Here is a 14,687-nt window from a genome sequence, read left to right on the forward strand (position 1 = left end):
ACGGGGCATATCCGGCCGGCCCCGAAGGGAATGCCTGGGGGAACACGGTTGTGCCCGACGAGACCTGGACCGGCTCGCCTTCGGGCGGACGCGGATAGCTCGTGGCGGGTGGTGGCGTGTCGTACTCGGGCACCGCCAGCGGATCGACGGGCGCGCTACCGGTGCCCGCCTCGGCGCTCGTGTCGGTGGGCGGATCAGAAAGGCCCATGGCCCGCTGCCACCTCCCTCCGGACCGCGCGACGCGGCACCTGCTGGCGGTGGTCGGCGACCAACGCACGTACGCGCGCCTCGGCGTTCGCGGCGGCCCGCAGCAGCGGACGCGAGAGCCGCACGTCACCGCCGGTGCTCAGGACGTCGGCGGTCTTGCGGTCGTCCGGCAGCGCGGCGACCACCGGCGCACCGAGCTGGCCCGACACCTCGGCCGCCGAGTAGGGCCCCTCACCCACCAGGAGCAGCCCCAGCGACGACAGGCTCGCCGTGCGCTCGGAAAGCTGCGCACGGATCGCGCCCAGCGTCGGCACCGCTGCCGACACCGAGGGCAGCGTCGGGCGGACGACGAGCAGGACGGCGTCCGCTGCCCAGAGCAGTGGCCAGGGGGTGGCAGGCGCAGCCAGCCGACCGCAGTCGACGACCACGTCGTAGCCGGGGTCGCCGAACTCCAGCTGGGCGAAGAAGCCGGCGAAGCGGTTCCAGAGCGGCGCGAGCGTGCCGGACTGGGCCGGGTCGGTGAGCCCCGGCAGGAGCAGCCGCTGCCGGTCCGGCGGCGCGAGGTCGACCAGCTGGGCCCAGAACTCGCTCTCCAGTCGATCGTTGGCACCGGAGTGGCGGAGGTCGGCGACGGCCAGCGGCATCAGCCCGCGCCCGGCGTCGACCTGGCCCTGGAGGTAGCCGGCCAGCACCGAACCGCCTGCCGGGTCGCACTCGGCCAGTACCGTGCGCGTCGCCCACGCGAACGTGAACGCCAGACCGGCGGTCGTGACGCCGGGCGATCCCTTCGCGGACGCCAGCACAACGAGCGCCATCTCAGCGGGCCCCGGTCAGCACGACGCCGAGACGCTCGGCGGCGGCCAGCTCGACCACGCGCGGAGCGTCGTTCGCCGAGACCGCGACGTAGAGCACGGTCGTCGCGTCGTTGTCGGTCCGCGGCGAGGTGTCGACGACGGTCGCGGCAAACGTTTCCGACGAATCCGGCTCGTCCGACGTGGCATTGGGTGCCGGAGTGGAGACGAGCTGCACCTTGTCACCGGGGCTGAGCCGCTTCGCGGGCATCCGTTCCGGCTTGAGCCCGATGCCGACCTGCTGCTGGCCGGGGCCGACCAGCTCGACGTCGGTGAGCTGGTCCTTCGTCAGCAGGGTGCCGGGCACCAGCGAGACCTTCGCGCGCTTGCCCACCACCGAGCCCCGCTCGGACGCAGCCAGCGGGGTGAGCCCGACCGTGCTGTTCACCTGCACGACGGCGAGGTCCTCGGCGGTGATCGTGGCGCCCGCGGCCACCGGGCGGGCCACCGCCAGGTAGTCGCCGGTGCGGGTGGCGGCGTAGAACGCGAACGCCGCGAGCAGCCCGCCGATCGCGACCAGCGCGACCGCGAGGCCGAGGTGCCCGGTGCGGACCCGGCGCTGGCCGACCACCCGCGGTGCCGGCACCGGCCCCGAGGTCACCGGGGTCTGCGTCGGGGTTCCCGTCGCGCTGCGGCTCACTGCGTCACCACCTGGAGCTCGTCGATGCGGACCTGGATCTGGGTCTGCCTGGTTTGCGGGATCGTGCCGCTCTGGCCGCCACCGGCCCAGTTCACGACCCAGTTGGTCGTGCCGGTGATCGTGTACGTGCCGCCGGGCTGCGAGCGGCTGGAGCGGGCGTACCGGTAGCCGCAGTCGGGCGACGCGGCGTTGCCGTAGGAGGGCCGGTAGGGCGTGCCGGGGTTGTCACAGACGACCTGCCTGCCGTCGCCCATGTTCCAGGTGATCCGGGTAGCGGTCGCGGTGGCGGTCACGGTGAGCCCCGGCACCGCGGCGGTCGCGGTGTACGGCCCCCAGGTCAGCGGCGTGACGTCCGTCCAGAGCCAGACCGGCAGGCCGACCAGCCCGGAGCCCTCGGGGTCGGGCGCGACGCCGATCTGCGGCCCCCGGATCGGCAGTTTCGCGAACTCGCGGAGCGCCACCTGCTGTGCCGTCTCGCCTTCCGGCTCGGGCTGCGCCTCACCCGGCGGGCAGAACACCGGGTTGTTGCAGGCTCGCTCCGGCGGGCCGGTCGGGCCTGGGCCGGGATCGGGGTCACCCGGTTCCGGGCGAGGGCGCGGCCCGGTCCCCGGCTGCTCGGCGCGCACCTCGCAGTCCTCGCCGGGCGGGCACGTCGCCCCGCCCGACGGTGGCGGCTCGGCGACGGCCGGGCCCCCGAGGGTCGCGTACCCCACGGCGGCGACGGCGAGCATCGCAGCCGCGCGGACAGCCTTGCCCGGATGCATCCGCAAGCCCCTTCTTCGGCAGCGCTGTGTCGGCACAGAAACTCGCCGCGTGACCCATAGCGCAACGTCACCACGGAAATACGCGGAGGATGGTTCACCCCCGCTACGACATTCTTGGCACCCCCATGCCGCACTGCGCAGTGGTCGCTTTCCGACTCGAACTGGACAGTCGACGGGTTACTACGCCCTTCGGGGGATCACTCCCCCCTCGCCGCCGGGCCCCGCACCACAGGCGGATACTCACCCGCACCGCGGCAACGCCGGTGACCGCGACCCAACCGGGGTGATGAGCGCTACGGGCAGTCCTCTGTGGCCGATCGGCTGCGCGTCGCCGCGTTCTCATCACTGTGGACTCGGCCGGGTCGTTCCGCGGGTATGGGTCTTTTAAGTATCTTGCGACGCTTCAGCATCACGCTGGTGGCCACGGCGACGCTGCTCGGTTTGACGGTTCTGGCGCCGTGGGGCGCCGCGCCGGCGTCCGCGGCGACCGTAGTCACCTACCCGGCTCCCCCCGGGGCGCCGACGACCGGCCAGTACGCGGTCTCGGTCGGCGGCCGCAGCTCGCCCGTCCACCCGACCGGGCTCGGCGCGTTCACGAACTTCTCGTTCGGCGGCGGCCCGGTGGCGGTCACGGTGACGACCAGCAAGGACTCCCCGACCGCGGTGCTACGCCCGCGGGATGCCGCCGTCCGGGTGACCCGCCTGGCGCCCCGGACGTTCCGCTTCACGATCCCGGTGCCCGGTTCCTACAGCTTCGAGATCGACCCGGACACCGACACCTACCCGCCGCTGTTCCTGTTCGCGAACCCGCTCGAGGTGGGGGCACCCACCGGAAACACGCCGACCACCCGTTATGTCGGCCCCGGCGTCTGGACGGTCGACGGGGCCGGCCAGATCGTGCCCGGCGCCTCCGGCCCCGGCGGGACCTACGCGGTACCGCCCGGCACGCGGCTGTACCTGGCCGGCGGCGCGATCCTGCGCGGCAAGATCCGGATCGGTGCGGACAGCGAGAGCGGCCCCGGCGCGGACGGCACCGCGGTCACCGGGCGCGGCATCGTCGACTCGACCGCGGTCATCGACCACGGACGCCCGCTGCGGATCAACAACTCGACCGGCGTGACGATCGACGGCCCGATCTTCCTCGGGCAGAAGCACTGGGGCGTGGTCAGCCGCCGCTCCGCGCAGGTCACGCTGCGGAACATCAAGGTGATCAACTGGCGCGACGACGACGGCACCGGCACCCCGGACGGCATCGACGTGGTGGCATCCCGGAACGTCGAGGTCGACGGCGTCTTCGTGCGCAGTTACGACGACGGCATCGCGATCAAGAGCAGCATGTCCGACGGCGCGTGGGCCGGATCGACCAGCCAGATTTACGTCCACGACTCGGTGGTCTTCAACGGACGCGCGGGCAACGCGCTGGAGATCGGACGTGAGACCGGCGCCCCGATCACCGGCGTCAGCTACGAGAACATCGACGTCATCCACAAGCTCGCGCGCAGCGACCCGTACGCCCGCGACGCGATTTCGATCTTCGTCCGCGACGGGGGCGACGTCAGCGACATCAACTACCGCGACATCCGGGTCGAGGAGTGCCAGGAGCGGTACCTCGGCTTCGAGGTCACCGGCTCCGGGTCGCTCACCGGCGTCGACGTGGACGACGTCGTCTTCGCCGGCCCGCCGCGGGCGCTGCCGACCGTCGTCGCGGGCAACCCGAACGGCCTGCTGGACGACGTCGACTTCCGTGGGTTGCGGTTCAACGGCGGGTCGACGCTGATCACGAGCCCGAGCCAGCTCGCGTTCGTCACGAACGCCTACGCGACCGGGGTCACCTTCGGTCCGTGATTGTTCATCTTCTGGACCGTTAACCGCCGAACGGGCCCGGGTAGGGCCGGACAGACAGCCTGTGGGAGGGAGACGGCCGTGACGACGCACAACCCGTTCGAGGACACCGACAAGGTGCTCGACCGGATCACCGATCGCTTCGACGAGCGCTACGAGGGTTCGGTCGAGCGCGAGACGATCGAGCACGAGGTCCGCGAGGTGTACGACGAGCTGGCCGCGGACGCGAAGGTCGACACGATGCTGCCGGCACTCACCGAACACGAGGTGGCCGACCGCCTCGCCGAGGAGGTCGGCCGTCCGGCGCCGCTGGCGGACGAGGGGGGCGACGGGACCCCGCCGGGCGGGCAGTTGCGAGCCGGCGCGGCCGGTCCGGAGCCCGACCCGAACGGCCTCGGCCGCCCGGTGTGACCGCTACGTTCCGGCGGCCCCTGCGCGCACCTAGCGGCCGCCGGAACGTGCACCGTTCGCCACGACGACCCGGTCACGGCCGCCGCGCTTCGCCTCGTAGAGCGCCTCGTCGGCGGTACTGAGCAACAGACCGAGGTCGACGCCGCTCGCGCAGTGCACACCGACGCTCACGGTGACCGCCAGCGGGCCGGCGTCGGTGTCGACCGGCCGCGCACCGATGTCGGCGTGCAGCTCGGTCGCCACCTGCACCGCACGTGCGGCGTCGGCGCCGTCCAGCACGATCGCGAACTCCTCGCCGCCGTACCGGCCCAGCACCCCCGTCGCACCCAGCGCCTGCCGCAGGCGGGCCGCCACCTCGGCGATCACCTGGTCGCCGACGCGGTGCCCGTGGCCGTCGTTGACCTGCTTGAAATGGTCGATGTCGACCATGATCGCCGCCGCCGGGCCACCCGCCGCGGTCATCACGGTCGCCGTCTCGTAGAAGTGCCGACGGTTGGCGACACCGGTCAGTCCGTCGATCGTCGCGAGTTCGGTGACCTGCCGGAACAGCACCGCGTTCTGGTAGGCGACCATCCCGTGCCGCACCAGCGCGTCGGCCAGCCCGAGGTGGCTCTCCCGGAACGCGTCCGGGCCGTCGGCCGCGAGCAGCACAAAACCGATCCGCGTGGCCGGGCTCTCCGCCGACTCCGGAACGGTCAGTGGCACGACCAGCAGGCTCGTCGGTGCGTCGATCGCCACCACGGTTGGCTCGTCGACCGCGAGCAGCAGCTTCAGCGTCGCCGGGCGCACCATCTCGAACCCGGCCTCGCCCGAAACCAATAGCTGCCCGGTCTCGTCCTGCTCGACCAGCCACGACACGCCGCCAGGCAGCATCGCCTCCAGCGCACGGTGCAGGCGGTTGAGGACCTCGGTCGGGTCCAGCGTGCCGGACACCGAGGTCATCGCCACCCGCAGCAGGTCGGCGACCTTGTACTCCTGCTGGACGGCCCGGACCTCGCCGGCCAACTGTGCCGCCCTGGCCGTCTCCAGCGCCGCCGCCACGTGCGCGCAGATCGCGGTGAGGATGCCGGCGTCGCGCGGCCGGAACACGCCGGTCGCGAGCCGGCTGTCCAGATAGACGACGCCGAGCAGCCGCCCGTCGAGCTCCAGCGGCGCGACGACGACGCTGCGCAGCCCGTGCTCCAGCACGCTCGCCGAACCCAGCGCCGCGCCGTCCTCGGTGCCGGTGATCACGAGCTCGCTGCGGCTCAGCCGGACCCGGTCGACCAGCGACGTCGCGTACCCGGCGGGTGCGACCAGGTCTTCCCGGCGTGCGGTGCGGCCGAGCCACAGCTCCAACCGGCCGGTCTCCTCGTCGGTGAGGAACAGCAGCCCGCGCTCGGCTCGCAGGATGCGGATCGACTCGTCCAGCCCGACCCGCGCGAGCTCCCGCGGATCGAGCACCCGGGCGGCGGCCTTGCTGACCTGCTCGAGCGCCACCAGCCGCTCCCGGTCCACCGCCGACCGCGACAAATCCCAGTCCGGGTCGTGAGTGCCGATCGGTGACTCGGCGACCAGCTCGAACTCCAGCCGGACCCAGTCCGCCCGGTGGGGCCAGCCGTGCTCGGTGGCCAGGTCGACCGCGTCCCGCGCCGCGCGCCGGGCCGCACCGGGTTCGCCGAGCTCGAGCAACGCCCTGGCGCGGACCCGGGCCGCCTCGTACTCGGCCAGCGCCGACGAGGCCTCCCGGATCGGGGCGGCGGCCGCGAGCACCGCATCCAGCGCGGCCTTCGGATCACCCTCCAGCCGGAGCAGCTCAGCCCGCGTGACCAGCGAGTGCACTCGTAGGTTGCGGCCGCGTACGGCCTTCGCGAGTTCGTCCACCGCCCGTCGTGCCGCGCCGAGCGCGGCGTCCGGCACCCCGTCGGTACGGTTCCGACGCCGTGCTTGACGACATTGCTCGAGCCGCCCGTAGGCCTGGTAGATGTAGATCGCACGCTGAACCGGGAGCAGCGCGGCGGGAGCCAGGCCGAACGACGCGAACCAGGCCAGCGTCGCGTCGAAGTGCTCGCCGACGTCGGAGGACTCGACCGCCACCTGGACCTCGGTCAGCACCACGTTGACACGCAGCCCCGGTGCTCCGCCCTCGCGGGCCGCGACCAGTTCGCGGAGCTGCGTCAGCTGTTCGGCAGCGTCGGTCAGCCGGCCGCACGCCGCGGTCACCGATGCCCCCACCAGGAAGAACGCCGCGTCGTCCTCGTCGCCCAACGTGAGCCGGCGCGCGCCGCGCCGGTAGGCGGCCATCGCGGTGACGACGTCACCGCGGATCAACCGCTGCCAGCAGAACACCGCGATGCCGTTGAGGAACAGGAACAGGTCGAGCCAGTGGCCACGCTCGCCGAGCAGCGCCGCGGCCCGGTCGGACGCGCTGTCGCCGATCAGGTACCTGGCCTCGGCCTCGTGCATCGCGGTCTGTACCGCCAGCTGCGGGTCGCCGAGCAGGTCCGCGGCCTCGCGGGCCCGGTGGAACGCCCGGCGCGCGGAGCGGCGCCGACCGGCTGCGCCGCTGACGACGCCGATCAGGCCGCAGACGGTCACGTACTCGGCGGTGGGACCGATCCGGGCAGCCGGCAGCAGGGCCCGGAACGCGTAGGCGGGCATCTGGTGCGGACGCATTCCGAACAGGCAGCTGTTCGCCAGCCCTACCAGCGCGCGGGTGACCAGGCGGAGGCGCTCCCGCTCCGGACCGGACGCGGTGCCCGCACCCAGCCCGGTGCGCATCCGGGTGACGCCGCGGATCGCCGCCCAGCCGCTGGACACCGCGAGCGCGATCCGGTGCCGCGGCAGCGGTTCGCCCAGCACCACCAGCGCCCGTTCGAACGCGTCGTCCGCGGCCGCCGGATCCCACCGGCTCAGGTGGACCTGTCCGATGCCGATCACCAGCCGCGCCTGGTCCAGCGGGTTCTCCGCCCGCGCGGCCGCCGCCGCGAGCCGGTCGAGCGCCTCGGCGTAGCGTCCGCCCTGGTGCAGCGCGATGCCGATGGTCTCGTCGAACTCCGGTGGGAGCGGGATCCGGTACGCGTTCGCGGTCCGTTCCGCGGTGTCGCAGTACATGACCGCGTCGATCGCCGAGTAGTCGGCGAGCGCCTGCTGCGCCGCGTCCACACAGGCTCGGACCGCCGCCGCCGGGTTGCGCTCGACCTCCCCCTGGATCCGGTGCTTGGCCAGCGCGTACGTCCGGCCCGGGTCGCCGGTGCCGGTTCCGTCGGCCGGGGTGAGCAGCTCGGCGGCGCGCTGGTGCACGGCGCGGAGGGCGAGCGGATCCGCAGCCTTCAGCAGCGCGCGCCTGATCCCGGCGTGCACGAACCCGAAGTCGCCACCGCCGCGTCGTTCCACGACGCGCATCCGGCCGGCCTCGTCGAGGGTGGCGCGGACGTCGTCGGGCGTCGCGCCGCTGACCGCGCTGAGCAGGTCCGGGTCGAAGCGGACGCCGAGCGTGGCCGCCGCCGCCAGTATCGACCGCACCGGCGTGCTCAGCTGCTCCAACCGCGCGACCAGGAACTCCACCACGTCGGTGGGCAGCCGGACGTTCGCCAGCCCGTCCAGATCGACCAGCCAGCGCCCCCAGGACGGCCGGATCAGGCCGCCCTCGATCGCGGCCTGGAAGTACTGCAGGACGGCCAGCGGGTTCCCGGCCCCAGCGGTCGCGATGCGCGCCGCGAACTCGACGCCCAGATCCATCCGGCCGGAGAGCCGCTCGACCAGCTCCGCGACCGCGGTGGGACTGAGCGGCCCGAGCGCGATCCGCTCGTCGACGAGCGCCTGCATCTCCCGGGAGGCCAGCAGGCTGGTCGCGTTCGACGTGCCGCGGGACGTCGCCACCACCAGCACCGGCGTGCGCGCTTGCTCGGTCAGCATCTGGGCCAGCACCCGCACGCTCGCGGCGTCCAGCACGTGAGCGTCCTCGACCCGGATGAGCAGCCCGCCCGCGCAGCGGGCGAGTTCGGTCAGGAACGTGGCCACCGCGGCCGGGAACTGGTGCCTGCCGGACTCCTCCGCCGGTTCCGGCAGGCGCAGCAGCGCGGCCAGCGACGGTGAGAGCGGACGTAACAGGGTGCTGACCGGGGCCGCGGCCGTCGCCAGCCAGTGCCTGGCCTCGCGCCGGACCGCGCCCGGCAGGTGCTCGACGGCGCGGACGTACTGCTCCACGGCGGCCCGGAGACCGGCCAGCGGGGCCGCGCCGTCGGTCGCTCTGGCGGTGAGCACGACCGGACCGGGCCGCCCGGCCGCACGGGCCCGGATCGCCGCGACCAGCTCCTCGGCCAGCCGCGACTTGCCGATGCCCGGTGGCCCGTCGAGCACGACGGCCGTCGGTACACCGCGGGCGGCGTGGTGCCAGTGCCCCAGAAGCGCGGCCAGCTCCCGCTCCCGGCCGACCAGCGGCAGCGGCGAGCGGGCGTCGATGCCCGCCGGGACGGCGCCGGCGCGGGGCGGGACGGCGTCCGGGAGGAGCCGCCGCAGGTCGTCGGCGACCGTGCCCGCGCTCGGGTACCGGTCGTCGGGGTCCTTGGCCAGCAGGCGCGTCACGATCGCGGCGAACCCCGGGGACAGGTCGGGCCGGAAGGCGCGCGGGTCGGGCGGTGGCGCGGTCGCGTGCAGGTGCATCAGTTCGCCGACGTCCGCGGCGGCGAACGGCGGGCGGCCGGTGACGCACTCGAACAGCACGACACCGAGGGAGTACAGGTCCGATCGGCCGTCGACCGGGCGGTGCAGCATGCCGCACTGCTCCGGCGAACTGTAGGCGAGCGTGCCCGCCACGACGCCGGTGCCGGGCCGGAGCACGAGGCCGCAGGGTCCGTCGTCCTCGTCCGAAACGGAGCCCGGCCCGAAGTCGATCAGGCCGAAGTCGACGAGCATCGGGTACCCGTCCGGCCGGACCATGATGTTGTGCGGCTTCACGTCGCGATGGACGAGCCCGACGCGGTGCGCCGCGCTGAGCGCGTCGGCCACCGCGGCGCCGAGCGCGGCGGTGTCGGCCTGCGACAGCGCGCCCGCGTGCAGCGTCTCGGCCAGCGACCGGCCTTCGACCAGCTCCATCACGAGGTAGGGGCGGCCGTCGACCTCCCCGACCGCGTGCACTCGGACGACGCCCGGATGGTCGACGCAGGCCAGCACCGCGGCCTCACGGCGGAACCGATGCCGCGCCGGTTCCCCGACGCTCGCAGCGACGCCGAGCACCTTCACCGCGTAGTCCGGACCGGGAGGACCGCCGGTGCTCTCCCGGCGTGCCCGGTAGACGACGGTGTCGTTACCGCGACCGATCTCGCCGAGCAGTACCAGACCGGGAACCCTGGGGAGCCCGGCCGCGGACCGACCGACGGACACGTCGGGCACGTTTACGAACCCACCCATCGGCCCCTCGTCGACAGTGCCGCTGCCGCACGGATCCGACTCCGCAGCGATGCGGCGTCAGTAGCGGCGAGTTACCAGAGTACACGCTCCAACGAGTTGTTGTCGGTGTTACGGCGCACTACCGGGAGCCACCTACGAGTGCTCGTTGCGAGGGCCGTGATAGGTCTTGGACAACCGGAAGGAGCAATCATGAGCACGATCGAGCGGGTGGGCGTCGTAGGCGCCGGGCTGATGGGCTCGGGCATCGCCGAGGTGTGCGCACGGGCCGGCCTCGACGTCATCGTCGCCGAGGTGGACGCCGGGGCGCTCGACGCCGGGCAGCGCCGGATCGAGCACTCGCTCGACCGGGGCGTCAAGGCGGGCAAGCTCTCCGCCGCCGACCGGGAGGCCGCCGCGGGCCGGATTCGCTACACCACGTCGATCGACGACTTCGGCGACCGTGATCTGGTGGTCGAGGCGGTGGCCGAGGTCGAGCCGCTGAAGATCGAGATCTTCTCCCAGCTGGACAAGATCGTGACGCGGCCGGACGCGATCTTCGCGTCGAACACGTCCTCGATCCCGATCATGAAGCTGGCGATGGCGACCTCCCGCCCGACCCAGGTCATCGGCGTGCACTTCTTCAACCCGGCGCCGGTGCTCAAACTGGTCGAGATCATCCCGTCGCTGCTCTCCTCGGACGAGACCCGCGCGCGGGTGGAGGAGCTGGCGACCGAGCGGCTGGGCAAGACCGTGGTCCGGTCCCAGGACCGGGCCGGTTTCGTCGTCAACGCGCTGCTGATCCCGTATCTGCTGTCGGCGATCCGGATGTTCGAGTCCGGCTTCGCCTCGGCCGACGACATCGACAACGGCATGGTGCTCGGCGCCAACCACCCGATGGGGCCGCTGCGGCTGATCGATCTGATCGGCCTGGACACCACGAAGTCGGTCGCCGAGTCGATGTACGAGGAGTTCAAAGAGCCGCTGTACTCCCCGCCTCCGCTGCTGCTGCGGATGGTCGACGCCGGTCTGCTGGGCAAGAAGTCCGGACGCGGTTTCTACGACTACGCCCGGTGACCGGCGGCCAGTAACGGCAGCCTGGCGGGGACCGAGGGCAGGATCTCGCCCGGACGCGTCCAGATCTGGTCCAGACCGCCGACCGTGAGGTGGCGGGCCTGGGCCGGATCCGCGGCGCGGAAGTCCGACCGCTGGTGCACGCCGCGGCTCTCGGTGCGGGCCAGCGCGGCCGCGTGCAGCCAGCGGGCGGCGGCGAGCATCGCAGCGGCCCGACGCGCACGGACAGCGTCGGCACCGCCCAGCGACCTACGGACGTGCCCCCACATGGCGTCCAACTCGGCCTGTGAGGCGCTCAGCCGGTCGCCGTGCCGGAGGTGACCGACGTCGTAGGGCAGTACCTCGGCCTGCACCGTCCGGATCACGTCCCGGAAGTCAGTACCGGGCGTGCCCGTCGGGCGCAGCCCGGCTGCGCCGGTCGCGCGCACGGTCCGGGAGCCGTGCCTGCGGCCCAGCCGGGCCGCGAAGTCCGCGGCTCCCGCACCCGCCCAATTGCCGGACGCGATCGCCCAGGCCGTGTTCTCCGCGCCGGTACCCGGCGTCGCACCGAACACGTGATCCCGTGCGGCCACGTCACCCGCCACGTACAGGCCGGGGACGCCGGTCGCGCAGTCGTCGCCGCGCAGGCTGACACCGCCGCTGCTCCGGATCGAGCCCTCGAACAGCACCGAGACCGGGAACAGATCGACGAACGGGTTGACGCCGTCGGCGTCGAACGGCGCGAAGAACGCGGGTTGCGCCAGGCGCAGCGCCGAGCGCATCGGCGGGTCCACGCGGTCGAGGCGGCAGAACACCGGCTCGGCCGAGGCCGCCCTGGCCAGTACCGATCGGCCCCGGACGCCGGTCGTGCCGGGCACCGGTGTGCCGTCCGCGCGGTAGAACCGGGCCCACCGGGAGAAGCCGGTGGTCAGTACCGGGTTCGGCTCGGGGATCACGGGGTGGATCGCGGTGAACTCCGCTCCGGACAGGTCCGCGCCGACCTCGACGGCGAACAGCGCCCCGTCACCGCTGTTCACGTCGGAACCCACCGCGCGGGCCTCGTACCCACAGCCGCCGGTGGCCAGTACGACCGCCCCGGCCCGCACCTCGTAGCCCCTTCCCCGGGTCAGACCGCGCGCACCTGCCACCGCGCCGTCTGCGTCGACCAGCAGTTCGAGCACCGGGCTGTCGTCGAGGATGCGCACTCCGCGCCGCTGCAACCGGGATCGTTGCCACCGCAGGTGCGCCGACCCGGGGAGCGTGCGCTCGCCGGACACCTGTTCCCACTCGCTCAGCCGGGTCCTGGTCTCCTCCACCACCCGCTCCAGCCAGCGGGGGTCGGCCAGGCCGTCCCCGAGGCTCGCCCGGTGACCGACTTCGGATTCCTGGGTGTCCCAGTCCGCGGGGACGTCCCAGACGTCGGCGCCGCCGGCCGCCGCTGCGCCACTGGTGCCGGTGTAGGCCTTGTCCGCGAGCACCACCGACCGACCGGCGCGGCAGGCCGCGAGGGCCGCCCAGGTGCCGGCGGCGCCGCCCCCGATGACCAGGACGTCCGCGGTCACCTGGTCGACCGGGTGGTCGGTGGCGGCTGTCATGGCAGGTCCTCTCACGGCGGGGGGTGGACGGTGGCACCCCTCCGGCTCACGAGAGGCGTTACCCGCTGGACGGACAGAGCGAACTCGCCACGCGGAGCAGGTCCACGTGGCGGCGGACGACGCTCACGAACCGCTCCACGTCCTCCACGAAACACCCCGTGAAAGGCGGGGTCAACGGACTCGACGAAGATGCGACACGAAACATAGCGGTTAACTAGGAAAATCGGGTGACGCGCGCGACCGCGCCGTGGATCGCCGAGGGCTCCGCCGTGGTCTCGGCCCGCCATCGGGACACCGGGACCAGGCCGGGCTCGACCAGGGGATGCCCGTGGAAGAACGCGGCGACCTGGCCGGAGTCCCGCAGCGTCACGGGCGTGGTGGTGCGGGCGTAGACCGCGAGCCCACCCTCCGACGCCGGTGGCTGTGCGTTGTCGACGACGACGTGCGAGAGCGCGAGGTAGCTGCCGTCGACCAGCGGTTCGAGATACGCGCCGAGGACGTCGGCCGGTGCGTCGCCGTCCGGGACGAAGTGCAGCACCGCGATCGCTAAAACGGCCACCGGCTCGTCCGGGTCGAGCAGCGTGGTGCCGCTCCGGACGGCCGCCGGGTCGCGCAGGTCGGCGTGGACGATCTCGGCGCACGGGTTGTCGTCCAGCAGCCGGCGGCTGGTCTCCACGGCGATCGGCTCGACGTCGACGTAGACCACCCGCGTCCCCGGATCGCGCGCGTGCGCGATCTCGTGGACGTTGCCCGCGGTCGGGATGCCGGACCCGAGGTCGAGGAATTGCCGGACGCCCTGGTCGAGCAGGTAGCCCACCACCCGGCGGAGGAACGCGCGGTTCGCCCTGGCGTTGGCCCGCGCGTCCGGTGCCACGGCCAGCAGAGCGTCCGCGGCGGCCCGGTCGGCGGCGAAGTTGTGCGAGCCTCCGAGGAGGTAGTCGTACATCCGGGCCGCGTTCGGCTGGTCGGTGCCGCCGAGTGCGCGGGCCGCGTTCGGGACCGACATGCGCCCTACCGTAGTAGGCCCTGCACGCGGCGGCGGTCGTCCGGAGTGGCCGGTGCCTGCAACACCAGCAGCAGGTCGGGGAACTCGACCGGACGGAGCTGGTAGAGCTCCAGCGAGAGGCGGCCCGCCGCCGGGTGGTCGACCTCGACGGCCTCCGGGTTGACGTCACGGACGAGGTAGTTCGGCCACCACGTGCGGAACTCGGGGCTCGCGTCGATGAGCGCGGCGACCAGCTCGGTGAACCGCGGGTCGTCCGGACGCTGCCCCACCGACGTGCGGAACTGGCCGAGCACAGCCTGTGCGGCCGAGGTCCAGCGCACCATCCTGGCCCGGTACTCGGCGTCGGTGAACATCGTCCACATCAGATTGCGCCGGTCGTCGGGGAGCGTGGCCGGATCGTGCCGGACCCGGACGTAGGGCTTGTTCCAGACCACGAAGTCGAAGTGGCGGTCGTAAACGGCCGCGGGGCTCGGCGACGCGTTGTCGACCAGGCGCTGCAGCCGCGGCGCGACGTCCGCCGCGGCCGTCTCCACCTGCGGCACCGGCAGGCCGGCCAACGTGCGCAGGTGACGGTGCCGGTCGGGGTCGAGCCGCAACGCGCGGGCCAGCGCATCGATCACCTGAACGGACGCGACGATCGGGCGGCCCTGCTCGAGCCAGGTGTACCAGGTGCTGGAGACCCCGGAGAGCTCGGCGACCTCTTCCCGGCGCAGGCCGGGGGTGCGACGACGACCGCCGGCCGGGAGCAGGCCGACGTCGGAGGGTTGGAGCCGGGCCCGCTGGGCACGGAGGAACGCACCGAGTTCGGATCGATCCACCACTATCCCGCCCCGGATGCGATCGTGGGTAGCAGCGTTGGCACCAGGCTAGGCCGCCGGACCCGGATTACCGTCCGCTCCATGGTAGACACCGGGCGCATCGTCGCCGGTGGGAGTGCGGTGCCCGGCCGTG

Annotated in this window: 11 protein-coding genes; 3 read left to right on the forward strand and 8 right to left on the reverse strand. The window is 73.1% G+C overall.

The annotated features are described in order from the left end of the window. Nucleotides 1–194: 194 nt before the first annotated feature. The 3 genes from BUB75_RS26630 to BUB75_RS26640 are packed head-to-tail and all read right to left on the reverse strand — an operon-like array spanning nucleotide 195 to nucleotide 2,462. Complete coding sequence (locus BUB75_RS26630; RefSeq protein WP_073260544.1) at nucleotides 195–1,022, reverse strand: CpaE/TadZ family protein; 828 nt, start codon at nucleotides 1,020–1,022, stop codon at nucleotides 195–197. A 1-nt stretch (nucleotide 1,023) separates the two neighbouring features. Further along, nucleotides 1,024–1,698: an SAF domain-containing protein gene (locus tag BUB75_RS26635; RefSeq protein WP_073260545.1), complete on the reverse strand. Its 675-nt coding sequence runs from the start codon at nucleotides 1,696–1,698 to the stop codon at nucleotides 1,024–1,026. Continuing rightward, nucleotides 1,695–2,462: a hypothetical protein gene (locus BUB75_RS26640; RefSeq protein WP_073260546.1), complete on the reverse strand. Its 768-nt coding sequence runs from the start codon at nucleotides 2,460–2,462 to the stop codon at nucleotides 1,695–1,697. The genes BUB75_RS26635 and BUB75_RS26640 overlap by 4 nt, the downstream gene beginning before the upstream one ends. Before the next feature lie 417 nt (nucleotides 2,463–2,879). Between BUB75_RS26640 and BUB75_RS26645 the strand changes: the two genes are divergently transcribed. Together BUB75_RS26645 and BUB75_RS26650 are read left to right on the forward strand one after the other, a co-directional pair. Further along, entirely contained in the window at nucleotides 2,880–4,307 is a 1,428-nt protein-coding gene (locus tag BUB75_RS26645) for a glycosyl hydrolase family 28 protein (protein WP_178379984.1), read from the forward strand. A gap of 78 nt (nucleotides 4,308–4,385) precedes the next feature. Further along, nucleotides 4,386–4,715, forward strand: coding sequence for a three-helix bundle dimerization domain-containing protein (locus BUB75_RS26650; RefSeq protein WP_073260548.1), 330 nt, complete (start codon nucleotides 4,386–4,388; stop codon nucleotides 4,713–4,715). Between the two features lie 30 nt (nucleotides 4,716–4,745). Here the strand turns inward: BUB75_RS26650 and BUB75_RS26655 are convergent, their stop codons facing one another. After that, nucleotides 4,746–10,106 (reverse strand): diguanylate cyclase, encoded by a 5,361-nt coding sequence (locus tag BUB75_RS26655; RefSeq protein WP_073260549.1) that lies wholly within the window; start codon nucleotides 10,104–10,106, stop codon nucleotides 4,746–4,748. Nucleotides 10,107–10,295: 189 nt separating this feature from the next. On the opposite strand from BUB75_RS26655, the gene BUB75_RS26660 reads away from it, so the two are divergent. Next, nucleotides 10,296–11,159 (forward strand): 3-hydroxybutyryl-CoA dehydrogenase, encoded by an 864-nt coding sequence (locus BUB75_RS26660; protein WP_073260550.1) that lies wholly within the window; start codon nucleotides 10,296–10,298, stop codon nucleotides 11,157–11,159. Here BUB75_RS26660 and BUB75_RS26665 read toward each other — a convergent pair. The 4 genes from BUB75_RS26665 to BUB75_RS26675 are packed head-to-tail and all read right to left on the reverse strand — an operon-like array spanning nucleotide 11,147 to nucleotide 14,554. After that, entirely contained in the window at nucleotides 11,147–12,730 is a 1,584-nt protein-coding gene (locus BUB75_RS26665; protein ID WP_073260551.1) for an FAD-dependent oxidoreductase, read from the reverse strand. The two genes, BUB75_RS26660 and BUB75_RS26665, sit on opposite strands and share 13 nt — an antisense overlap. A gap of 58 nt (nucleotides 12,731–12,788) precedes the next feature. Next, nucleotides 12,789–12,935 carry a putative leader peptide gene (locus BUB75_RS48890; protein WP_425430899.1) on the reverse strand — a complete coding sequence of 49 codons (147 nt, stop codon included), beginning with the start codon at nucleotides 12,933–12,935 and terminating at the stop codon, nucleotides 12,789–12,791. A gap of 9 nt (nucleotides 12,936–12,944) precedes the next feature. Next, the gene (locus tag BUB75_RS26670; protein WP_073260552.1) at nucleotides 12,945–13,736 is read right to left on the reverse strand and encodes an SAM-dependent methyltransferase; all 792 of its coding nucleotides are present in this window, start codon (nucleotides 13,734–13,736) and stop codon (nucleotides 12,945–12,947) included. A 5-nt stretch (nucleotides 13,737–13,741) separates the two neighbouring features. Continuing rightward, nucleotides 13,742–14,554, reverse strand: a complete 813-nt coding sequence (locus BUB75_RS26675) for a helix-turn-helix transcriptional regulator (protein ID WP_073260634.1) — start codon at nucleotides 14,552–14,554, stop codon at nucleotides 13,742–13,744. Nucleotides 14,555–14,687: the final 133 nt, after the last annotated feature.

Source organism: Cryptosporangium aurantiacum, assembly GCF_900143005.1.
GTDB classification, from domain to species: Bacteria; Actinomycetota; Actinomycetes; order Mycobacteriales; family Cryptosporangiaceae; genus Cryptosporangium; species Cryptosporangium aurantiacum.